Here is a 19,274-nt window from a genome sequence, read left to right as displayed (position 1 = left end):
GTGTCCAGCCGGACGGACGCAAGGGTGGGGGGGGGGGGGGAGGCCGGGCGGGTGGGGGGGGGGGTTAACCCCCCTCCCCCGCTCTCCCCCGGCGGGTGGCCGGCCCCGCCCACTCGCCGGCGAGCAGCGAGTACAGGTACGAGTCGGACCGGACCCCGTCCTCGGAGCGGTCGTGCCGCAGCCGCCCCTCCAGCCGGAACCCCAGGCCGCCGAGCACCCTGACGGAGGCCGTGTTGTCCACCGCCGTCCGGGCGGTCAGCCGGTGCAGGCCCAGCTCCCCGAAGGCGAAGCCGCAGAGCAGGCCGACGGTCTCGCCCGCGTAGCCGCGGCCCCAGCACTCGCGGGCCAGCACGCACCCGAGGTCGCCGGCGCGGTGCCCGCCGAGGGTGAGCGAGGCCTGCCCGATCGGCGGCGCGTCCCACGGGTCCTCGGCGTCGGCGAGCCGCGTGACGGCGAGCCGGTAGGTGTCTCGCTCCTCGGCCAGCGCCTCCTCCAGGTAGAGCTCCACCTGGTCGGCGCAGTCCTCCAGGCCGCTCGGGCCGAACGGCAGGTACCGGGTGACCTCCGGGTCGCCGAACAGCGCGTGCAGCGCGGCGACGTCGCCCTCGGTGTGGTGGTACTCGCGGAGGGCCAGTCGCGGGCCGGTGAGTCGTACGGGGACCATGGCTGCCGACCCTATCCCCGCCCGGCGGCTACCGTTCGGACCATGAACGACGAAGACCTGCGGCTCGCCCCGCGCACCAAGGCCGCCGACCTGCTCTCCTGGGCGGCCGAGCAGGGCCGCGCACCGGTGGCCGAGGAGCCGCTGCGCGCGGTGCTGGCGCTGCTGGAGCTGGGCGAGGGCAGGATGCACGACGGCTGGCCCGAACTGACCTCCGACGCGGTGGAGCACCTGCTGTACGAACGGCTCCACCTGTACGTCCAACCCGCCCCCGAGGAGGACCCGCTCGCCTACGGCGAGGCCGTCCGGCTGCTGATCGACCACCAGCGGGCGGTCCGGCGGCTGAACGCCAAGCGCCAGGAGCGGCTGCACGCCGAGGCCGAGTGGCAGGGTGAGGTCGCCGCCGGGCTGCTGCGCCGCGCCGACCTGGTGACCTGGCCCCGGCTGTACGCGCTGCTGCTGTACGCGTACGGGGTGGACGTCACGGACCCGCAGGCCGTACGGGACTGGCTGGCCGGCTTCGGCGAGCTGGCGCCCGAGGAGCGGTCGGCCGCGTTCGAGGCGCTGGTGCCGGCCGGCTGGCTGGACGAGCCGGACGAGCAGGGCTGGGGCCCGGGCCGGGTGCTGTCGGTGGGCATGGCCACGGACGGCGCGCGTCGGCTGCTGGAGCAGGGCCTGATGCGCCGCAGCTACCGCAACCTGGCCGAGCTGACCGCCCTGGGGCGGCCGATGCCGGACGAGCTGGCCGGGGACTTCGAGCGGTTCGAGGAGGCGGCGGTCGGCGCGGCCCTCGACCTGTTCGGCGAGTGGACGGTGCCGGGGCTGCCGCGGCTGCTGGTGACGGAGTTCCCGGAGCTGGCGCCGGAGCCGGGCCAGGAGGAGATCGAGGCGTACCTGGCGCAGCTGCCCGCCGAGGAGTGAGGACGCGCGGAGCCCCCGGGCCGGGGGCTCCGCGGCCGCGTCAGGGGTTGAGGCCGTGCTGCTGGAGCCAGGGCTCCGGGTCGACCGGGGCGCCGCCGCCCGGGCGGACCTCCAGGTGCAGGTGCGGGCCGGTGACGTTGCCGGTCGCGCCGACCTTGCCGATCTGCTGGCCGCCGGCGACCGGGCCGGAGCCCTTGGTGATCGAGGAGAGGTGGCAGTACCAGATCTCGGTGCCGTCGGGCAGCGTCTCGACGATCCGGTAGCCGTACGAGCCGGCCCAGCCGGCCGAGGTGATGGTGCCCTGGCCGAGCGCGTGGACCGGGGTGCCGGTGTCGGCGGCGAAGTCCAGGCCGGTGTGCAGGTTGGCCCAGTAGCGGGCGCTCTGGCCGTAGTGGGCGGAGAGCCGGTAGTCCGTCACCGGGAGGGTGAGGGCGGCGGCCTTGGCCCGCTCGGCCTCCTCGGCGGCGCGCTTGGCCTCGGCCTCCTTGGCGGCGGCCTTGGCGGCGGCCTCCTGCGCGGCCTGGAGGCGGGCGCTCTCCTCGGCGGCGGTGCGCTGGCTGTCGGCCTGGTGCTGGATGCGGGCGGCGAGCGCGAGGCCGGGGTCGGCGGCGAGCGCGACCGGGGTCTCGTCGGGGGCCTCGATGGCGGGGGCGGCGGCCGGGGTCGCCGAGGCGAAGCCGGTGGCGCCCAGGGTGGCGGCGACGGCGGTGACGCCGAGCAGCGGGGAGGCCCCGCGGGTCTGACGCGGCATCCGGTGGCGGTTGGTCTCGGCCTCCGCGGCGAAGGCCTCGGGACCGAAGTCCTCGGGGCCGTCCGTGCCGGGGTGGTCGAGGAGCTGGGTACCGGCCGCGAAGCCGGCCGGGTGTGCCGGGGTGTGCGTCGACGCCACGGAGGCGCGCTCCTTTCCTTCCTTCGCGCCTACCGGGTTAGCTGACGGGTTCGGAGCAGGAAGGTCTCCTACGGCCGGGCCGGAGCCCCGCCGATTCACCCCAAGGAACGTGGTTCCCCGGCTCCCTGGCCTGCCCGGAGGCCGGCCGGCGGGATTAGGCGACGGCGCACGGTGCCGTCTGGTTACGGCGTTGACGACCGCGCTGCGTTATCAAACGTTAATCCTAGGAGGCCCTGATTCCAAGCCATCCGTTTGGAGCAGCTTAGGCCCTGGTGAACGAACGTCAACGAACGACCCCTCATGCGGGCCCCCTCATGCACGGGCCCATCTGAGTACCCCTACTCATGTGCGGCCCGTCCCGGCGGCCACATCCTGGCGCCATGAACGCACCGATGCAGACCCGCACCACGGCCGCGTACTACGTCCAGGCCGTCCTCTCCTTCGCCCTGTCGGGCACCGCCCTCGCCGTCGGGATCGCCCGCCTGCCGGTGGGCGGGTGGACCAGGGCGTTCCTCGGGCTCGGCCTCCTCTACACCGTCACCTCCGCGTTCACCCTGGCGAAGGTGATCCGGGACCGCCAGGAGTCCAACGAGATGGTCACCCGGGTCGACCAGGCCCGGCTGGAGAAGCTGCTCAGCGAGCACGACCCGTTCAAGGTGGACGGGGTCTGAGCGCCTCCCCCGGCGCCGGGCGGTGCGATCGCTTGACGGCTAAGGCTATTAGCCTTAGCTTTATGGCTATCGGCAGCACCGCCGATTTCCCGCACCGGCGGCCCGAGGAGGACCACCCATGAACGGCACCGTCACCCCGAGCACCCAGTACCTGACCGTTCCCGGCGGCAGGATCTCCTACGACGACACCCGGCAGGGCGACGGCACCCCCGTCGTCCTGCTGCCGGGCATGCTCGACAGCCGGGCCGCCTACCGACACCTGCGCCCGCTGCTCACCGCCGCCGGCCACCGGGTGGTCACCATGGACCTCCGGGGCTTCGGCGAGTCCTCCCTGGTCTGGGACGACTACGGCCCGGCCGCCCTGGCCGGCGACGTCCTCGCCCTGCTCGACCACCTCGGCATCGAGCGCGCCGTCCTCGCCGGGAACTCGTACACGGGGGCGACGGTCGTCAAGGCCGCCGGGGACGCGCCCGAGCGGGTCGCCGGGATCGTGCTGATCGACGCCTTCATCGAGAACCCGCCGCCGGGCGCCCTGATGCGCGGCGCCATGGGCCTGCTGGGCGCCGCCTTCGTCCACTGGCCGGCCGCCTGGGGCTTCTACCTGCGCAAGATGGCCTTCCCCGGCGCCAAGCCCGCCGACTTCGACGCGTACGTGGACGGGCTGGTCGCCGCCCTGCGCACCCCCGGCCGCAGGACCGCCACCCGCGGGTACGTCCGGGGCGACTCGATGCCGGTCGGCTGGACGGCCGCGGTGCGCTGCCCGGCGCTGGTGGTCATGGGCAGCGAGGACCCCGACTTCCCGAAGCCGGAGCTGGTCGCCGACCGGCAGGCGGCCGCGCTGGGCGGCGCGCGGAAGGTGATGATCGAGGGCTCCGGGCACTACCCGATGGCCGACAACCCGGCGGCCACCGCGGACGCCCTGCTGCCGTTCCTCGCCGAGCTCGGCTGAGTCCGGCCCCGCCCCGCCCACCGAACTCCGCACGAAGGACCCGAGCCCATGCCCCGCGTAGGACTGACCCCCGAGCAGGTCGTCGACCACGCCCTCGCCCTCATCGACGACCAGGGCACCGAGGCCCTCACCCTGGCCTCGGTCGCCGCCCGGGCGGGCGTCGCCACCCCCTCGCTGTACAAGCACGTCAGCGGCGGCCTCGCCGAACTGCGGCGGCTGATCGCCGTCCGGGTCACCGGGGACCTCGCCGACCGGCTGGCCGAGGCGGCGGTCGGCCGCAGCGGGGACGACGCCGTGGCCGCCGTCCTGCGCGCCTACCACGCGTACGCCACCGAGTACCCGCACCGCTACGGCGCGCTCCCCCAGGCCCCGCAGCCCGACGACGAGCTGACCCGGGCCGCCGGGCGGCTGGTCGGCGTGATCATCGCCGTCCTGCGGGAGTACGGCCTCGACGGCGCCGAGGCGGTCCACGCCGCCCGGACCGTCCGCTCCCTCGCCCACGGCTTCGCCTCGCTCGCCGCCGCCGGCGCCTTCCAGCTCGCCGAGGACCTCGGCACCACCCACGACCGCCTCATCACCACCCTCACCACCGGCCTGCGCACCTGGCCCGCGTAGCGGGGCGCGATGGGGGCGTGCGACGGGGACGTGCGACCGGGGCGCGCCCACCCGACGGGGGCGCCCTCGCACCGGACGACGCCCCTTGGGAACACCGTGCGCACGAACCCCACACATTCCGGGACGCGATCCGGCCAACCGGCTCGAATCCGACGCTCGTCGCCGAGGCCGGTCGGACCGGCTCGATGCCTCGTCAGGCCGGGCGGTCGCGGGCGAACCAGTGCCGATTGACGCCGAATTGACTCGATATTGACGAGATCCGGTCACTTGGCGAGATCCGTTCACACCTTCGTAGGATCATCACCCTAGAATTCGCGGCGTGACGATGACTCAGTGGTCCGTAACGGCAACCGGCGTGCTCGCCGTCCTCGCCCTCGTGGCCGCCGCGCGGTACCGCGCCGTGTCCGTCACCCAGCGCGGCCGCGCCGACCGGCTGCAACGTGAACTCGCCACCCTCCAGGAAAGACTGGCCACCGAGCTGGCCCGCCGCGGCGCCGACCTCGCCGCCGTCCAGCAGGAGCACGAGCACACCGCCTCCACCCAGCGGGCCTTCCTCAGCGTCGCCCGCCGCATCCTGGTCATGGCCCACGACCAGCAGGCGCTGCTGGACGAGATGGAGCGCACCCACGACGACCCGGCCCTGCTGGAGGGCCTGCTCAAGGCCGACCACGCGGCCGCCCAACAGGCCCGGCTGGCCCAGACCCTGGCCGTGCTGTGCGGCGCGCGGGCCGGCCGGCACTGGCCGGAACCCGTCTCCCTGGAGGACGTCGTCCGCGGCGCCCAGTCGCGCATCCTGCCGTTCCAGCGCGTGGTGGTGCGCAGCCGGATCGAGACCGCGGTGGTCGGGGCCGCGGCCGAGGCGCTGATCCACGCGATCGCCGAGCTGCTGGACAACGCCACCCGCTACTCCCCGCCCAGCACCCAGGTGTTCGTCACCCTGATGCCGGTGCACAACGGCGCCGTCATCGAGATCGACGACGGCGGCGTCGGCATGCCGGAACAGGCCGTCGCCAAGGCCGCCGCCGCACTGGCCGGGGGCAGCACCCTGGAGGTCTCCCGGCTGGGCGAGGTGCCGCAGTTGGGCCTGGCCGCGGTCGGCCGGCTCGCCGAGCAGTACGGGTTCCGGGTCACGCTCAGCTCGGCGCCCTCGCCGTACGGCGGGGTGCGGGTGGTCCTGCTGCTGCCGAACGCGCTGCTCACCGACCCGCTGCCGCCCACCGTCCCCGGCCTCGGGCCGGACGACCGGGCGTTCAGCCCCGACCCCCGGCCGGCCCCTCCCGCCGGCCACCCCCTGGTGGAGACCCCGCCGCCCGGCCGGCCCGCCGCCACCGGCGACACCCCGCCGCCCCTGCCCCGCCGCAGCCACCGCCGGGGCCGTACCGGCCGCGCCGCCCAGCACGCCGCTCCCCAGCCGCCGCCCGAGCCGCCCTACCGCTCGGCCCGGGACGCGCAGGCGTTCATGGCGATGTTCCAGGCCGGCACCGCCAGCGGTCGATCGGCCGCCCGGACCCAGCTCCCGCCCGGCCCCCACTGACCGTTCCCCGCTTCCCCCGACTTCCCCAGCGCTCCGGAGATTCCCATGACCACCACCCCCGATCTCGGCTGGCTGCTCGCCGACATCATCGCCGTCCCGCAGGTCCAGCACGCCGTCGTCGTCTCCAACGACGGCCTGGAGATCGGCCGCAGCGGGGACATCGCGCGCGAGGACGCCGAACGGCTGGCCGCCGCCTGCTCCGGGCTCCAGTCGCTGGCGCGCGGCGTCGCGGCGGGCTTCGGCGGGCCGGGCAGCGCCACCCGCCAGATCATCATCGAGTACGGCGGCGGCTACCTCTTCGTGGTCGCGGCCGGGGCCGGCGCGCACCTGGCCGTGGTGGCCGGCGAGGCGGTCGACGCCGGGCTGGTCGCCTACCAGATGCAGGTCCTGGTCGAGCGGATCGGCGCCCACCTCACCAGCCCGCCGCGCGTCGACCACGCGTCGGGGGGCCACCGGTGAGCGGCCCGGTCCGGCCGTACGTCATCACCGGGGGGCGCAGCCGCCCCACCCGGGCCGAACTGGCCGTGGAGAGCCTGGTCAGCGCGTTACCCGGGCCCACGGAGCTGCCCGAGCACCCGCTGCTGAACCGCGAGCACCGGCGCATCCTCGGCCTCTGTCACAGTCTGCTGTCCATCGCCGAGGTGGCGGCCCACCTGGGGTTGCCGCTCGGCGTGGTCAAGGTGCTGGTCGGGGACCTGTGGGACCTCGGCGCCGTGCAGGTGCTCCCGCCCGTTCCGCAGGCCGAACGCCTGCCCGCAACCCTCCTGGAAGAGGTGCTCGTTGGCCTCCGCCAACTCCGCTGAAGCCGTCCCCGGGGCCTCCGGGTCCGCCGAGGGACCGCAGTACCTGCCCTCCTCGGTGCAGGGCGCCGTCAAGATCCTGGTCACCGGCCCGTTCGGGGTGGGCAAGACCACCCTGGTCGGCTCGCTCAGCGAGATCACCCCACTGCGCACCGAGGAGACCATGACCGCCGCCAGCAGCGGCATCGACGACCTGACCGGGCGCCCCGGCAAGACGACCACCACGGTGGCACTGGACTTCGGCCGGATCACGCTCAACTCGCGGCTCGCGCTGTACCTGTTCGGCACGCCCGGACAGCAGCGGTTCTGGCCGCTGTGGGACGACCTGTCGCGCGGTGCGCTCGGCGCCATCGCCATGGTCGACCTGCGCCGCCCGGACGAGAGCTTCGACGTGCTCGGCCGGCTGGAGGAGCAGCGCATCCCGTTCGCGGTGGCCGTCAACACCTTCCCGGACACGCCGAGTTACCCGGAGGAGGAGCTGCGGTCGGCGCTGGACCTGCTGCCGGAGGTGCCGATCCTGTTCTGCGACGCCCGGGACCGCCGGCAGTCGTACGACCTGCTGATCGACTTCGTGGACCACCTGCACCGCAGCTCGATCCTGGAGCTCCAGGGATGACCGCCCCCGAACCCCCCGGCACGCCGCCCGGGTGCCCGGTCGCCCACGGCGGCGGCCTGCCCGGCGGGCTGCCCGTCGGCGTGCCGCTGACCCCGCTGTACGGCCCGGCCCTCGCCGAGGACCCGCACGGCCTGTACGCCCGGCTTCGCGAGCGCTACGGGCCGGTCGCGCCGATCGAGCTGGAGCCCGGGGTCGAGGCCTGGCTCGTCCTCGGCTACGGCGAGCTGCTCGAACTCACCCGCAACGAGGCGCTGTTCTCCAAGGACTCGCGCCGCTGGCGGGTGCCCGCCGAGGGCCGGCTGGCCCCCGACTCCCGGCTGCTGCCGATGACCTCCTGGCGGCCCACCCTGCTCAACCTGGACGGCGCCGAGCACCAGCGGCTGCGCGCCGCCGTCTCGGACACCCTCGCCCAGATCGACCACCGCCAGCTGCGCGGGACCACCGAGGCCGCGGCGAACGGGCTGATCGACGACTGGGGCCCGGACGGCACCGCCGACCTGGTCGCCCAGTACGCGGAGCGGCTGCCGCTGCTGGTCTTCACCCAGCTGCTCGGCCTGCCCGCCGACGCCGGCCCGTACCTGATCCGGCTGATCAACGACATCTCCGACAGCGGCGCCGAATCGGTGCGCGCCAACGAGGAGTTCCACACGATCGTGGTCGACCTGGTGCGGCGCCGCCGGGCCGAGCCCAGCGCCGACCTCACCTCCTGGCTGCTGGCCCACCCGGCCGCGCTGACCGACGAGGAGGCGGTGCACCAGCTGGTGGTGATGATGGTCGCCGGGAACGAGACCACCATCGGCTGGACCGGCAACACGCTGCGGCTGCTGCTCACCGACCGCCGCTTCCGGGCCACCCTCACGGGCGGGCGGCTGACCGTCGCCGACGCGCTGGAGGAGGTGCTCTGGCGCGACCCGCCGACGCAGAACTTCCCCGGCCGCTGGGCCACCAGTGACACCGTGCTCGGCGGCCAGTACATCAGCCGGGGCGACCTGCTCGTCCTCGGCCTGGCCGCGGCCAACGCCGACCCCGCCGCGCAGGGCGTCTCGGCCGCCGCGCAGGGCTCGCTCGGCGGCAACCGGGCGCACCTCGCCTGGGGCGCGGGCAAGCACGTCTGCCCGGCCCAGCACCCGGCCCGGATCATCGTCGAGACCGCCGTCGAGACCCTGCTCCACCGCCTGCCGGACCTCCAACTGGCCGTTCCGGTGGGAGACTTGACCTGGAGACAGTCGCCGTGGGCGCGGGCCCTGACCGCCCTGCCGGTGCTGTACAGCGCGTTCACCCCGCCCCGCCCGCCAGCTCCCGAGAGGCCCGCATGGACACCGCCACCGGCTCCGGAAACCGCGCCGAGCCCATCAGACTCGACCCTTACGGCCGTGACCAGCACGGCGAGAACGCCCGACTCCGGGCGGCCGGGCCCGCGGTCCTGGTGGAGCTCCCTGGCGGGGTGGTGGTCTGGGCGGTAACCCACCACGAGACCCTCCAGTCGCTGCTGGCCGACCCCCGGGTCGGCAAGGACCCCCGGCTGTGGACCACCTTCCGGGAGAACCGGCTGCCGGACAACTGGCCGCTGCTCAGCTTCGTGACCGTCCCCGGCATGGTCACCGCCGACGGCGAGGACCACCGGCGGCTGCGCGGGCTGGTCTCACAGGCCTTCACCCCGCGCCGGGTGGCCGCGCTGGCGCCCGCGATCGAGGCCCGGACGGTCGCGCTGCTGGACCGGATCGCCGAGTTGGAGGGCGAGTTCGACCTGCGGCGGCACTTCGCCTACCCGCTGCCGATGCAGGTGATCGGCGAGCTGCTCGGCCTGGCCGTGGAGCAGCAGGACGATCTGCACGAGCTGTCCGACACCCTGGTCTCCAGCTCGGCCACCCCGGCCGAGGCGCTCGCCGCGAAGCTGGGCCTGGACCAGTTGCTGGCCTCGGTGGTGGCCGCCAAGCGGGCCGAGCCCGGCGACGACCTGACCAGCGACCTGATCGCCGTCCGCGAGGCCGGCCAGCCCGGTGAGCGGCAGCGGCTCAGCGAGGCCGAGCTGGTCGGCACCCTGCTGCTGATGCTGGTCGCCGGGCACGAGACCACGCTCAACCTGATCACCAATGCCGTGCGCGCGCTGCTCACCCACCCCGACCAGCTGCGGCTGGTGCTGGCTGGGGAGCAGCCGTGGTCGGCGGTGGTCGAGGAGACGCTGCGCCACGACTCCCCGGTCGGGCAGTTCCCGCTGCGCTACGCGATCGAGGACATCGCGGTCGGCGACGTGGTGATCCGGCGCGGCGAGGCGCTGCTGGCCTCGTACGCGGCGGCCGGGCGGGACTCCGGGCACCACCCGGACGCGGACCGCTTCGACCTCACCCGGCAGCCCGCCAGGCACCTGTCGCTCGGCCACGGCCCGCACTTCTGCCTCGGCTCCGGGCTCGCCCGGCTGGAGGCGGAGACGGCGCTGCGGCACCTGTTCGCCCGCTTCCCGGGGCTGGCCCTGGCGCCGGGGCGGAGTGAGGAGCCGATCGCGTCGTTCGTCAGCAACAGCGTGCGCGCCCTGTGGGTGACGGTCTGAGCGTGCACGGGTGACGGTGCGGTCCTGCCGGTTACCTGAGGGCGGTGCGGGTCGTTCGGCAGGGCATGAAGAAACTCGCCACCCTGGCCGCCCTCACCATGGCCGGCCTCGCCCTCGCCGTCCCGGCGGCCTCCGCCACCACCCAGACCGCCTCCTCGCCTGACGTCACCGGCGGGCTCACCGACGGGCTCACCCTCTCCCCGGCCGACCTGGCGCTGAGGACCGCCGGCAAGCTCCCGGTGGTCGGGAAGGCCGCCAACGAGATCGAGGCCATCGGGGACAACCAGATGGAGCACCCGGGGCTCAGCGGGCACGTCCTGAACTGACCGGCCCGTGGACTGACCGGCCCCGATCCGGTGTCCGGCCCGTGGGCAGCCGACCGACCCCCGAACGGCCGGCCGTCCACGGCGCCGCGGCGCGCGGGGCTCAGCCGGCGGACAGCCGGTTGAGTTCCGGGTAGCCCAGCCCGTCGGCGAGAGCGGTGTAGGTGCCGCTCGCGTACACCTCCTCGGCGGCTCGGCGGACCGCCGCGTACGCCACCTCGGCCAGGCCCGGGCCCAGGCTGATCCGGGCCACGCCCAGCTTCGCCAGCTCGGCGACCGGCGGGGCGGCCGGGCCGGCCAGCACGTTCAGCGGTGCCGGGACGGCCTCGACCAGGGCGGCGATGGTCTCCGGGTCGGACACCCCGGGGACGAAGACCCCGTCCGCGCCCGCCGCCAGGTACGCCCGCAGCCGGTGGACCGCGTCGTCCAGCCGGCCCTCCGGCGCGCCGATCCCGCGCAGGAAGACGTCGGTGCGCGCGTTGACGAAGAGCGGCACCCCGGCCGCGTCCGCCGCCGCCCGGGCGGCCGCGATCCGCTCGGCGGCCTCCGCCGGCGGGCGGCCCTCGTCCTCCAGGTTCACCCCGACGGCGCCGGTGGCGAGCAGCGCGGTGACCGTCTCGCCGACCCCGGCGGCGGTGGGCGCGTAGCCGCTCTCCAGGTCCGCGGTGACCGGCAGGTCGACCGCGCTGACGATCCGGGCGGTCCGGGCCAGCACCTGTTCGCGGTCGGCGCCGCCGCCGTCCGCGCTGCCCAGCGACCAGGCGACGCTCGCGCTGGCCGTCGCCACCGCCCGCGCTCCCGCCTCGGCCACCAGCCGGGCGCTCGGCACGTCCCAGGCGTTCGCCAGCACCAGGGGCTCGCCCGGGCGGTGGAGCTCGCGCAGCAGCCGGGCCTTCTCCCGCCGGACGACCGGGTCGACGGCGCTCACTTCGCCGCCGGGCTCATCCGGGTGGAGATGCTGAGCCGGTTCCAGACGTTGATCGTGGCGATGACCGCGATCAGCTGGGCCAGCTCGCTCTCGTCGAACCGGGCGGCGGCCTCCGCGAAGACCGCGTCCGGCACGTGGCCCTCGGTCACCCGGGTGATCGACTCGGTGAGGGCCAGGGCGGCGCGCTCGCGGGCGGTGAACCACGGGGTCTCGCGCCAGGCCGGGAGGGAGAGCAGGCGGTGGTCCTGCTCGCCGAGCTTCTCGGCGTCGGTGGAGTGCATGTCGATGCAGAAGGCACAGCCGTTGATCATCGAGGCGTGCACCTTGACCAGGTGGGCGAGCCGCGGGTCCAGGCCCTGGCGGGAGGCCCGTTCCACGGCGATCATCGCCTGGTAGTACTCGGGCGCGAGCTTGAACATGTCGAGTCGCTGCTCGGGGGCGGGCACCGGGGCCCCGTTCGTACCGGCGGTCTCGTTCGTCGTCATGCCGCCAGCCTAGGAGCGCGGTGGCCTGCCGTCCTGGTGCGTTCGGCCGCCCGGTTCTTGGGCCACTTCCGGGGTGCGAACGGCTGTGCGAGGATCGCCGCATCGCAGGTGGCCGAGATCAGGGGGCAGTGGGGTGTGCACGGCGTTCGTCAGCATCGAGCCGGGAGCGGCGGTCCCGGTCCTGCTGCTGTCCGTGCGGGACGAGTACCTGGGCCGCGCCTGGCTGCCGCCGGACCACCACTGGCCGGAGCGGCCCGAACTGCTCGGCGGGCTGGACCTCGTGGCGGGCGGCACCTGGCTGGCCGTCGACCCGGTCCGGCGCACCGCCGCCTGCCTGCTGAACGGCTTCGGTCCGCTCGCCCCCGCCGACGCCCGGCTCACCCGCGGCCGGCTGCCGCTCACCGCCGTCCGGGAGGGCGGCATCGGCCACCTCGACCTCGGCCCGTACGACCCGTTCCACCTCGTCCTGGTCCGGCCCGACGGCGCCCGGGTGTCCAGCTGGGCGGGCGGGCGGCTGGTGGAGCGCGAACTGCCCACCGGGCTGAGCGTGGTGCTCAACGACGGGCTGGAGGGCCTGGCCGCCGAGGGGGCGGCCTCCGAGCGGATCCGCGCGCTGATGGCCGCGCGCGCCGCCCACTTCCGCGCCCGCTTCACCGCCGAGCCCCGGCCCGAGCCGACCGGCGCGCAGCCCGCCGCGGCGGCCTGGGACCGGTGGCTGCCGATCGTCACCGGGGACGGCCTGGCGCCGGACGCGGACGCCGCGCTGGTCCAGCGGCGGGACTTCGGCGACGGGCGGATCTGGGGCTCCTCGTCGATCTCGCTGCTGGCGTTCGGGCCGGAGCGGGTGCGCTACGACTTCTCGCCGGCGCCGGCCGCCGCGGACGGATCGGGGTGGCGCCGGATCGCGGTGGACTGACCGGCCCGGCCCCGCCCGCGGCAAAAAAGACTTGAGCCTTACGCTGCGGGAGGCGGCATCGTGGCGCGGGCCGAGCCCGAAGGAGACCCGCCATGGACCGCCCCGAGCGCCCCCGCCGCCTGCTCCCCTTGCTGACCGTCGCCCTGCCCCTGGTGGCCGCGCCCGCCGCGGTGACCGCCGTCGCCCTGCTCGGCGACGCGGCGCACCGGGTCGTCCCGTCCGCCACCGTCCTGGCCGCCGCGGCGGCGGAGCTGCTCGGGCACCTCTGCCCCAATGTCCTTCAGCCGTACGGTCGGTGAACTTCTGACGGCGGACACGACCGGGGTTGGCGAACGTCTACATGTGCGTAGTAGCTTCGCGACGGCCCCGGATCCGGGCGGCCACCGACCCCCTCCCCGAGCGAAGGTGCGCGATGTCGACCCTGACCTACCCGGAAGCGATAGGCGTCGGCCTGCTCCAGGGCGTGACGGAACTCTTCCCGGTCTCCAGCCTCGGCCACAGCATCCTGGTGCCCGCCCTGCTCGGCGGGAAGGTCCAGCACGACCTCGACATGACCGCCGAGGGCTCCTCCTACCTCGCCGCGCTGGTCGCCCTGCACCTGGCCACCGCCCTCGCGCTGGTGGTCTACTTCCGCAAGGACTGGGTCCGGGTGATCGACGGGCTGTTCGGCTCGGTCCGGCACCGCCGGGTGGAGACCCGCAACGAGAGGCTCGCCTGGCTGCTCGTCCTGTCCACCATCCCGGTCGGCGTGGCCGGCCTCGCCCTGGAGAAGGCGCTGCGCAACGCGCTCGGCAAGCCCGTCCCGGCGGCGGTCTTCCTCGCCCTCAACGGACTCGTGCTGCTCGGCGCCGAGCGGCTCAAGCGCGGCGGCACCGGGCGCCGCCGCGCGGGGCACGCCGCCCCCGCGGCCTCCGGCTCCGCCTCCGCCGACGGGCCGGAGCCGGACCCGGCGATCGCCTCCGACCAGCGGCTGACCAGGCTGAGCTTCGGGCAGGGCGCCTGGATCGGCGCCGCCCAGATCCTCGCGCTGTTCCCCGGCATCAGCCGCTCGGGCGTCACCATGAGCGCCGGCGTCCTGCGCGGCCTGCACCACGAGGACGCCGCCCGGTTCTCCTTCCTGCTCGCCACCCCGGTCATCCTGGCCGCCTCGGTGCTGAAGGTGCCCGAGCTGTTCCGGCCGGAGAACTCCGGCGTGCTCGGCCCGGTCCTCGCGGGCAGCCTCGCCGCCTTCGTGGCCGGCTACGTCTCGGTGCGGTTCCTCACCAAGTACTTCGAGACCCGCAGCCTGACGCCGTTCGCGGTCTACTGCTTCCTGGCCGGCGCCGCCGGTGCGGTCTACCTGTCGCTCTGAGCCATCCGGACCGCCCCGGCCAGGATCCGGGCGAGTTCGGCCGGGCGGGAGAACATCGGCCAGTGCCCGGTGTCCAGCTCCACCAGCCGCCAGTGGCCGGCCGAGACCAGCTCGGCGACCACCGGCGGCGGCTCCGGCCAGTCCAGCAGGCACTTCACGTACACCGCCGGAAGCGCGGCCAACGGGCCCTCCAGGAACGCCGGTTCGGTCAGCGACGGGCCCGGGTGCGGGGTCGCCCCGGCCGCGATCCGGTTGATCTGGCCGACCGTCAGCCCCTGTTCGGCGAACTCGGCCGGAGGCAGCGGCGGCCACCAGCCCCCGTGCGCGGCGAGGTCCGCCCGCAGCGCCGCCGGCTCCGGCAGCTGGTCGGCGAAGGACTCCCCCGACACCGGCACGTTGGCGTCCACCAGGACCAGCCCGGCCAGCCGCTCGCCGATCCGCTCGGCGGCCTGCCCCACCGGGATGCCCGAGTAGCTGTGCCCGACCAGCACCACCTCGCGCAGGTCCAGCCGCTCCACCTCGGCGACGACGTCCGCCACATGCGCCTGCTGCCCGGCGGGCACGCCACGCTTCTCCGCGAGCCCGGAGAGCGTCAGCGGGTACGCCCCGTGCCCGGCCTCCCGCAGCTGCGCCGCCACCTCGTCCCACGCCCAGGAACCCAGCCAAGCACCCGCCACCAGCACAAAGTTCGCCATGGGCGGCACCGTAGCGCGCGGCCGCGACGGCGGCCCGGGAACCGCCGGGAAACAACACGTGGAGGAAGCGTGGCGACCGTGCCCGGCCCCGGCACCGGCACCGACGTCGGGCCCGGCGCCCCGCCGTGCCACGGGAGAATGGGCCCGTGAGCACCTCCTGGACCTCCTTCGGCGGCGACCTGCACCTGGACCTCACCGAGCGCCGGGCCGCCGGCGCCGGGCTGCGGGCCGCCCTGGAGGACGCGCTGCGCGAGGCCGTCCAGGACGGGCGGCTCGCCCCCGGCACCCGGCTGCCGTCCTCCCGGGCCCTCGGCGAGGACCTCGGGATCGCCCGCAACACCGTGGTCGAGGCGTACGGCCAGCTCACGGCGGAGGGCTGGCTCAGCTCCCGGCAGGGCTCCGGCACCACCGTCGCCCGGCGGAGCGTGCCCTCGCCCGCCGTACGGCCGGCCCGGCCGCCGGCACCGCGGCGCCGCGCCCGCCACGACCTGATGGCCGGGCGGCCCGACCTGTCGCTCTTCCCCCGCACCGCCTGGCTCGCCGCCGCCCGCCGCGCCCTGGCCACCGCGCCGCACGAGGCCCTCGACTACGGCAGCCCGCTCGGCCGGATCGAACTGCGGCAGGCGCTCACCCACTACCTGGCCCGGGTCCGCGGCGTCCGCACCGACCCCGACCACCTGCTCGTCTGCACCGGCGTCACCCAGGGCCTCGGCCTGGTCTGCGCGGCCCTGCGGGAGCTCGGCGCCCGCTCCCTGGCCGTCGAGGAGTACGGGCTGCCGCCGCAGCACGCGACCGTCCGGGCCGCCGGGCTCACCACCGTGCCCGTGCCGCTGGACGCGGACGGCGCCCTCGTCGACCGGCTCGACGCCCGGGCCGGCGCCGTCCTGCTCACCCCCGCCCACCAGTTCCCCACCGGAGCGGCGCTGCCCGCGGAGCGGCGGGCACAGGCCGTGCGGTGGGCGCGGGAGCAGGACCGGTACGTCATCGAGGACGACTACGACGGCGAGTTCCGCTACGACCGGCAGCCGCTCGGCGCGATGCAGGCGCTGGACCCGGACCGGGTGGTGTACGCCGGGACGGCCGCCAAGAGCCTCGCGCCGGGCCTGCGGCTGGCCTGGCTGGCGCTGCCCGACGCGCTGGTCGAGCCGGTGGCCCGGCTGAAGACGCGGGCCGACACGATGTCCCCGGTGCTGGACCAGCTGACGCTGGCGGAGCTGATCACCTCCGGCACGTACGACCGCCACGTGCGGCGCTGCCGGCTGCACTACCGGCGCCGGCGCGACCAGCTGGTGGCGGCGCTCGCCGATCACGCCCCGCACGTCCGGGTCACCGGCATCGCCGCCGGCCTGCACGCCGTCCTCCAGCTGCCTGCCGGCTCCGCCCCCGAGGCCGAGCTCCTCGCCCGCGCCGAGCGGGCCGGCCTCTCCCTGTCCGGCCTCGGCTGGCACCGCGCCACCGGCCCGGCCCCCGCCGGCACCCCGCCCGCCCTTGTCATCGGCTACGCCACCCCGCCCGACCACGCCTTCCCGGCGGCGGTCCAGGCCCTCTGCGCACTGCTGCGCGAGGCGTGAGCGGGCCGCCCGACCGCTCCCGCACCGGCGCCCGGACACACCGGACGCCCGCCTCCCCCGGGGGTGGGAGGCGGGCGTCCGGGGCCCTGACTACTTGTTGCGGCTGCCGAGTTCGAACAGGAGGATGATGAAGCCCGCGAAGGCGTGGCCGCCGACGGTGTAGATCAGCAGGCGGAGGTAGATCCGCTTGTTGGCCCACTTGCCGGCGTCCATGGTCTTCGGGCCGGCCGGGGTGTCCGGGGCGAGGGTGGTGGTGGGATCGGCCATGGTGATCTCCTCCGGGGTGTTCTGACGGCGGCTCAGTGGGCGGCGGTGGGGCCGCCGCCGAGGCAGAGCTCGCCGCCCGGGCTCTGCAACAGGGTGTGGACGAAGAGCAGTTCGACGCCGGCGTCCGACTCGGCGGCGATGCAGTGCGGGGTGAGCGAGTCGTAGTGGGCGGAGTCGCCCACACCGAGGTGGTGGACGCGGTCCCCGAGGGTGACCCGGAGCGCGCCCCTCAGGACGTACAGCCACTCCTCGCCCGGGTGGACCCGGACCACCGCGTCCTGGACGCCCGGCGGGACGTGCACCCGCAGGGCCTGCATGGCGCGGCCCGGGGCCCCGGCCCGGCGGTAGCCCCAGCCACCGGCCCGGCCGGGCTCGATGTCGCCGCCCCGGACGATCGGGTCGGGCTCGGCGAGGGTCTCGCCGAGCAGTCCGGAGACCGAGGTCCCGTAGGCGCGGGCGAGCCCGAGCAGGACCGGCAGCGACGGCTGCCGGCGGCCGGTCTCCAGCCGGGACAGATAGGCTGGGGAGAGCCCGACCCGCCCGGCGGCCACCTCCAGCGTGAGGCGGCTGCTGAGCCGGTGCTCGCGAAGGCGGGCGGCGAGGCCGGCGACCTCCTGGTCGTCGAGCTGTTCGCCTGCGGCGGCGGCACCGGTGGAGCTGCTGGTCATGTGTCCAGTGGACACCCGCCGTGCCCGCCGGGCAAGGAATTTGCCCCAGAGGCAAGGAGTAGGGACTTTCGGCCCCCTCCCGCGCTCAGGGCCGCGGGATGTTCCGCAGATTGCTCCGGGCCAGGTCGATCATCCGCCCGACGCCGCCCGAGACCACCGTCCTGCTCGCCGCCAGCGCGAAGCCCTTCAGCTGGGCGGCGGTGATGCGCGGCGGGATGGACAGCGCGTTGGGGTCGGTGACCACGTCCACCAGCGCCGGGCCGGGCCGCTCCAGCGCCTCCGCCAGCACCTCCCGGACCCGGGCCGGCTCGGTCACCCGCTTCGCCTGGATGCCCATCGCCCGGGCGATCCCGGCGTAGTCCACGTCCCCGTTGTCGATCTCGGACTCCGGGTAGCCGGAGACCAGCATCTCCAGCTTGATCATGCCGAGCGCGCCGTTGTTGAAGACCACCGTCTTCACCGGCAGCCGGTGCTTGGCCACCGTGAGCAGCTCGCCGAGCAGCATGCCGATCCCGCCGTCGCCCGCCATCGCGATCACCTGCCGCCCCGGGCAGGCGAGCTGGGCGCCGATCGCGTGCGGGAGGGCGTTGGCCATCGAGCCGTGCAGGAAGGAGCCGATCACCCGGCGGCGGCCGTTGGGCTGGAGATAGCGGGCGGCCCAGACGTTGTTCATGCCGGTGTCCACGGTGAACACCGCGTCCTCGGCGGCCACGTCGTCCAGCACCGCGGCGACGTACTCGGGGTGGATCGGCAGGTGCTTCTCGATGTCCCGGGTGTACGCGCCGACCACGTCCTCCAGCGAGCGGTAGTGCTTGCGCAGCATGGCGTCCAGGAAGGCGCGGTCGCGCTTGGCGTCCAGCAGCGGCAGCACGGCCCGCAGGGTGGCGGCCACGTCGCCGTGGACGGCCAGGTCCAGCGCGGTGCGGCGGCCGAGCCGGGTGGCGTCGTGGTCGACCTGGACGGTGTGCGCCTGCGGCAGGAAGGAGTCGTACGGGAAGTCGGTGCCGAGCAGCAGCACCAGGTCCGCGGAGTGCAGCGCCTCGTGGCAGGCCCCGTAGCCGAGCAGGCCGCTCATCCCGACGTCGTACGGGTTGTCGAACTGGATCCACTCCTTGCCGCGCAGGGAGTGGCCGACCGGGGCGTTCAGGGCCTGCGCGGCCGCCATCACCTCGGTGTGCGCGCCGCGCACCCCGGCCCCGCAGAACAGCACCACCTTGCGGGCCGCGTTGAGCAGCCGGGCCAGCTCCTGGACCTGGGACCAGGGCGGCGCGGCGACGGCCTGCTCGGTGAGGAAGTGGCTGGTGCCGGTGGGCGCGGTGGCGGACAGCGCGGCGACGTCCCCGGGGAAGGCGAGCACCGAGACGCCGTGCGAGCCGAGCGCGTGCTGGATGGCGACCCGCAGCAGCCGGGGCAGCTGGGCGGGGGTGGAGAGCATCTCGCACCAGTTGCTGCAGTCGGTGAACACCCGCTCGGGGTGGGTCTCCTGGAAGAAGCCGGTGCCGATCTGCCCGGACGGGATGTGCGAGGCCAGCGCGAGCACCGGCAGGCCGCTGCGCTGGGCGTCGTACAGGCCCTGGATGAGGTGGGTGTTGCCGGGGCCGCAGGAGCCGGCGCAGACCGCGAGCCGGCCGGAGAGCTCGGCCTCGGCGGCGGCGGCGAAGGCGCCGGCCTCCTCGTTGCGCACGTGCACCCAGCTGATGCCGTCGGCCCGGCGGATCGCGTCCACGACGGGGTTGAGGCTGTCGCCGACGACGCCGTAGACCCGCTCCACCCCGGCTTGCCGGAGCACCTCCACCATCTGTTCGGCCACGCTCGCCACGGCTGCGCTCCTTCGGTCGCCACGGGACACCTGCACCCTCCGCCGTG

23 protein-coding genes and 1 riboswitch are annotated in these 19,274 nt (G+C 75.2%); of the genes, 15 read left to right on the top strand and 8 right to left on the bottom strand.

Annotation, left to right across the window (positions count from 1 at the left end; genetic code table 11):
- Nucleotides 1-64: 64 nt before the first annotated feature.
- On the bottom strand, nt 65-664 hold the full coding sequence (locus ACZ55U_RS24410) for a GNAT family N-acetyltransferase (RefSeq protein WP_465528908.1): 600 nt from the start codon (nt 662-664) through the stop codon (nt 65-67).
- 42 nt (nt 665-706) lie between these two features.
- On the opposite strand from ACZ55U_RS24410, the gene ACZ55U_RS24405 reads away from it, so the two are divergent.
- Complete coding sequence (locus ACZ55U_RS24405; RefSeq protein ID WP_465528906.1) at nt 707-1,582, top strand: hypothetical protein; 876 nt, start codon at nt 707-709, stop codon at nt 1,580-1,582.
- 40 nt (nt 1,583-1,622) lie between these two features.
- Here ACZ55U_RS24405 and ACZ55U_RS24400 read toward each other — a convergent pair whose 3' ends face one another.
- Nucleotides 1,623-2,471 carry a M23 family metallopeptidase gene (locus tag ACZ55U_RS24400; RefSeq protein WP_465528904.1) on the bottom strand — a complete coding sequence of 283 codons (849 nt, stop codon included), beginning with the start codon at nt 2,469-2,471 and terminating at the stop codon, nt 1,623-1,625.
- A 12-nt stretch (nt 2,472-2,483) separates the two neighbouring features.
- A riboswitch (cyclic di-AMP (ydaO/yuaA leader) is annotated at nt 2,484-2,642 on the bottom strand.
- Nucleotides 2,643-2,851: 209 nt separating this feature from the next.
- Here ACZ55U_RS24400 and ACZ55U_RS24395 point away from each other — a divergent pair.
- From ACZ55U_RS24395 to ACZ55U_RS24350, 10 genes are all read left to right on the top strand, one after another.
- Nucleotides 2,852-3,142, top strand: a complete 291-nt coding sequence (locus ACZ55U_RS24395) for a YiaA/YiaB family inner membrane protein (protein ID WP_465528902.1) — start codon at nt 2,852-2,854, stop codon at nt 3,140-3,142.
- Between the two features lie 118 nt (nt 3,143-3,260).
- Complete coding sequence (locus ACZ55U_RS24390; RefSeq protein ID WP_465528900.1) at nt 3,261-4,091, top strand: alpha/beta fold hydrolase; 831 nt, start codon at nt 3,261-3,263, stop codon at nt 4,089-4,091.
- A 48-nt stretch (nt 4,092-4,139) separates the two neighbouring features.
- Entirely contained in the window at nt 4,140-4,706 is a 567-nt protein-coding gene (locus ACZ55U_RS24385; protein ID WP_465528898.1) for a TetR/AcrR family transcriptional regulator, read from the top strand.
- A 325-nt stretch (nt 4,707-5,031) separates the two neighbouring features.
- A complete protein-coding gene (locus tag ACZ55U_RS24380) occupies nt 5,032-6,240 on the top strand; it encodes an ATP-binding protein (RefSeq protein ID WP_465528951.1) in 1,209 nt (402 codons plus the stop codon).
- Between the two features lie 45 nt (nt 6,241-6,285).
- The gene (locus ACZ55U_RS24375; protein WP_465528896.1) at nt 6,286-6,699 is read left to right on the top strand and encodes a roadblock/LC7 domain-containing protein; all 414 of its coding nucleotides are present in this window, start codon (nt 6,286-6,288) and stop codon (nt 6,697-6,699) included.
- Nucleotides 6,696-7,043, top strand: coding sequence for a DUF742 domain-containing protein (locus tag ACZ55U_RS24370; RefSeq protein ID WP_465528894.1), 348 nt, complete (start codon nt 6,696-6,698; stop codon nt 7,041-7,043). The genes ACZ55U_RS24375 and ACZ55U_RS24370 overlap by 4 nt, the downstream gene beginning before the upstream one ends.
- Nucleotides 7,021-7,656, top strand: coding sequence for a GTP-binding protein (locus tag ACZ55U_RS24365; protein WP_465528892.1), 636 nt, complete (start codon nt 7,021-7,023; stop codon nt 7,654-7,656). The genes ACZ55U_RS24370 and ACZ55U_RS24365 overlap by 23 nt, the downstream gene beginning before the upstream one ends.
- Entirely contained in the window at nt 7,653-9,119 is a 1,467-nt protein-coding gene (locus tag ACZ55U_RS24360; protein ID WP_465528890.1) for a cytochrome P450, read from the top strand. The genes ACZ55U_RS24365 and ACZ55U_RS24360 overlap by 4 nt, the downstream gene beginning before the upstream one ends.
- Nucleotides 9,104-10,204, top strand: coding sequence for a cytochrome P450 family protein (locus tag ACZ55U_RS24355; protein WP_465528888.1), 1,101 nt, complete (start codon nt 9,104-9,106; stop codon nt 10,202-10,204). Before ACZ55U_RS24360 ends, ACZ55U_RS24355 begins: the two co-directional genes overlap by 16 nt.
- A gap of 44 nt (nt 10,205-10,248) precedes the next feature.
- Nucleotides 10,249-10,530 carry a hypothetical protein gene (locus tag ACZ55U_RS24350; protein WP_465528886.1) on the top strand — a complete coding sequence of 94 codons (282 nt, stop codon included), beginning with the start codon at nt 10,249-10,251 and terminating at the stop codon, nt 10,528-10,530.
- 100 nt (nt 10,531-10,630) lie between these two features.
- On the opposite strand, the gene ACZ55U_RS24345 is transcribed toward ACZ55U_RS24350, so the two are convergent.
- Both ACZ55U_RS24345 and ACZ55U_RS24340 read right to left on the bottom strand, forming a co-directional pair.
- Nucleotides 10,631-11,455 (bottom strand): isocitrate lyase/PEP mutase family protein, encoded by an 825-nt coding sequence (locus tag ACZ55U_RS24345; protein ID WP_465528884.1) that lies wholly within the window; start codon nt 11,453-11,455, stop codon nt 10,631-10,633.
- Nucleotides 11,452-11,940, bottom strand: coding sequence for a carboxymuconolactone decarboxylase family protein (locus ACZ55U_RS24340; RefSeq protein WP_465528882.1), 489 nt, complete (start codon nt 11,938-11,940; stop codon nt 11,452-11,454). The genes ACZ55U_RS24345 and ACZ55U_RS24340 overlap by 4 nt, the downstream gene beginning before the upstream one ends.
- Nucleotides 11,941-12,073: 133 nt before the next feature.
- Here ACZ55U_RS24340 and ACZ55U_RS24335 point away from each other — a divergent pair, with 133 nt between their 5' ends.
- The 3 genes from ACZ55U_RS24335 to ACZ55U_RS24325 all read left to right on the top strand — a co-directional run bounded on the left by ACZ55U_RS24335 (nt 12,074) and on the right by ACZ55U_RS24325 (nt 14,207).
- The gene (locus tag ACZ55U_RS24335; RefSeq protein WP_465528880.1) at nt 12,074-12,856 is read left to right on the top strand and encodes an NRDE family protein; all 783 of its coding nucleotides are present in this window, start codon (nt 12,074-12,076) and stop codon (nt 12,854-12,856) included.
- Nucleotides 12,857-12,948: 92 nt separating this feature from the next.
- Nucleotides 12,949-13,155, top strand: a complete 207-nt coding sequence (locus tag ACZ55U_RS24330; protein ID WP_465528878.1) for a hypothetical protein — start codon at nt 12,949-12,951, stop codon at nt 13,153-13,155.
- Between the two features lie 113 nt (nt 13,156-13,268).
- Entirely contained in the window at nt 13,269-14,207 is a 939-nt protein-coding gene (locus tag ACZ55U_RS24325) for an undecaprenyl-diphosphate phosphatase (RefSeq protein WP_465528876.1), read from the top strand.
- On the opposite strand, the gene ACZ55U_RS24320 is transcribed toward ACZ55U_RS24325, so the two are convergent.
- Nucleotides 14,192-14,902 (bottom strand): alpha/beta fold hydrolase, encoded by a 711-nt coding sequence (locus tag ACZ55U_RS24320; protein ID WP_465528874.1) that lies wholly within the window; start codon nt 14,900-14,902, stop codon nt 14,192-14,194. The genes ACZ55U_RS24325 and ACZ55U_RS24320 overlap by 16 nt on opposite strands.
- Before the next feature lie 146 nt (nt 14,903-15,048).
- On the opposite strand from ACZ55U_RS24320, the gene pdxR reads away from it, so the two are divergent.
- Nucleotides 15,049-16,473, top strand: coding sequence for a MocR-like pyridoxine biosynthesis transcription factor PdxR (pdxR, locus tag ACZ55U_RS24315; protein ID WP_465528872.1), 1,425 nt, complete (start codon nt 15,049-15,051; stop codon nt 16,471-16,473).
- A 90-nt stretch (nt 16,474-16,563) separates the two neighbouring features.
- Here the strand turns inward: pdxR and ACZ55U_RS24310 are convergent, their stop codons facing one another.
- The 3 genes from ACZ55U_RS24310 to ACZ55U_RS24300 all read right to left on the bottom strand — a co-directional run bounded on the left by ACZ55U_RS24310 (nt 16,564) and on the right by ACZ55U_RS24300 (nt 19,206).
- The gene (locus ACZ55U_RS24310) at nt 16,564-16,740 is read right to left on the bottom strand and encodes a DUF6126 family protein (protein ID WP_465528870.1); all 177 of its coding nucleotides are present in this window, start codon (nt 16,738-16,740) and stop codon (nt 16,564-16,566) included.
- A gap of 32 nt (nt 16,741-16,772) precedes the next feature.
- Nucleotides 16,773-17,408 carry a helix-turn-helix domain-containing protein gene (locus tag ACZ55U_RS24305; protein WP_465528868.1) on the bottom strand — a complete coding sequence of 212 codons (636 nt, stop codon included), beginning with the start codon at nt 17,406-17,408 and terminating at the stop codon, nt 16,773-16,775.
- Nucleotides 17,409-17,493: 85 nt separating this feature from the next.
- Nucleotides 17,494-19,206, bottom strand: coding sequence for a pyruvate dehydrogenase (locus tag ACZ55U_RS24300; protein ID WP_465528949.1), 1,713 nt, complete (start codon nt 19,204-19,206; stop codon nt 17,494-17,496).
- Nucleotides 19,207-19,274 lie beyond the last annotated feature (68 nt).

The organism is Kitasatospora sp. NPDC034533, assembly GCF_055575155.1.
The sequence above is the reverse complement of the archived record's forward strand: the minus strand, read 5'-3'. Positions and strand labels throughout refer to the sequence as shown.

What these genes read in the sequence shown, in the direction of transcription:
- ACZ55U_RS24385 (WP_465528898.1), top strand. Translation starts at nt 4,140, where the DNA reads ATGCCCCGCGTAGGACTGACCCCCGAGCAGGTCGTCGACCACGCCCTC.
- ACZ55U_RS24380 (WP_465528951.1), top strand. Translation starts at nt 5,032, where the DNA reads ATGACTCAGTGGTCCGTAACGGCAACCGGCGTGCTCGCCGTCCTCGCC.
- ACZ55U_RS24330 (WP_465528878.1), top strand. Translation starts at nt 12,949, where the DNA reads ATGGACCGCCCCGAGCGCCCCCGCCGCCTGCTCCCCTTGCTGACCGTC.
- ACZ55U_RS24360 (WP_465528890.1), top strand. Translation starts at nt 7,653, where the DNA reads ATGACCGCCCCCGAACCCCCCGGCACGCCGCCCGGGTGCCCGGTCGCC.
- ACZ55U_RS24300 (WP_465528949.1), bottom strand. Translation starts at nt 19,206, where the DNA reads ATGGTGGAGGTGCTCCGGCAAGCCGGGGTGGAGCGGGTCTACGGCGTC.
- ACZ55U_RS24320 (WP_465528874.1), bottom strand. Translation starts at nt 14,902, where the DNA reads ATGGCGAACTTTGTGCTGGTGGCGGGTGCTTGGCTGGGTTCCTGGGCG.
- ACZ55U_RS24375 (WP_465528896.1), top strand. Translation starts at nt 6,286, where the DNA reads ATGACCACCACCCCCGATCTCGGCTGGCTGCTCGCCGACATCATCGCC.
- ACZ55U_RS24395 (WP_465528902.1), top strand. Translation starts at nt 2,852, where the DNA reads ATGAACGCACCGATGCAGACCCGCACCACGGCCGCGTACTACGTCCAG.
- ACZ55U_RS24310 (WP_465528870.1), bottom strand. Translation starts at nt 16,740, where the DNA reads ATGGCCGATCCCACCACCACCCTCGCCCCGGACACCCCGGCCGGCCCG.
- ACZ55U_RS24390 (WP_465528900.1), top strand. Translation starts at nt 3,261, where the DNA reads ATGAACGGCACCGTCACCCCGAGCACCCAGTACCTGACCGTTCCCGGC.
- ACZ55U_RS24340 (WP_465528882.1), bottom strand. Translation starts at nt 11,940, where the DNA reads ATGACGACGAACGAGACCGCCGGTACGAACGGGGCCCCGGTGCCCGCC.
- ACZ55U_RS24305 (WP_465528868.1), bottom strand. Translation starts at nt 17,408, where the DNA reads ATGACCAGCAGCTCCACCGGTGCCGCCGCCGCAGGCGAACAGCTCGAC.
- ACZ55U_RS24410 (WP_465528908.1), bottom strand. Translation starts at nt 664, where the DNA reads ATGGTCCCCGTACGACTCACCGGCCCGCGACTGGCCCTCCGCGAGTAC.
- ACZ55U_RS24405 (WP_465528906.1), top strand. Translation starts at nt 707, where the DNA reads ATGAACGACGAAGACCTGCGGCTCGCCCCGCGCACCAAGGCCGCCGAC.
- ACZ55U_RS24325 (WP_465528876.1), top strand. Translation starts at nt 13,269, where the DNA reads ATGTCGACCCTGACCTACCCGGAAGCGATAGGCGTCGGCCTGCTCCAG.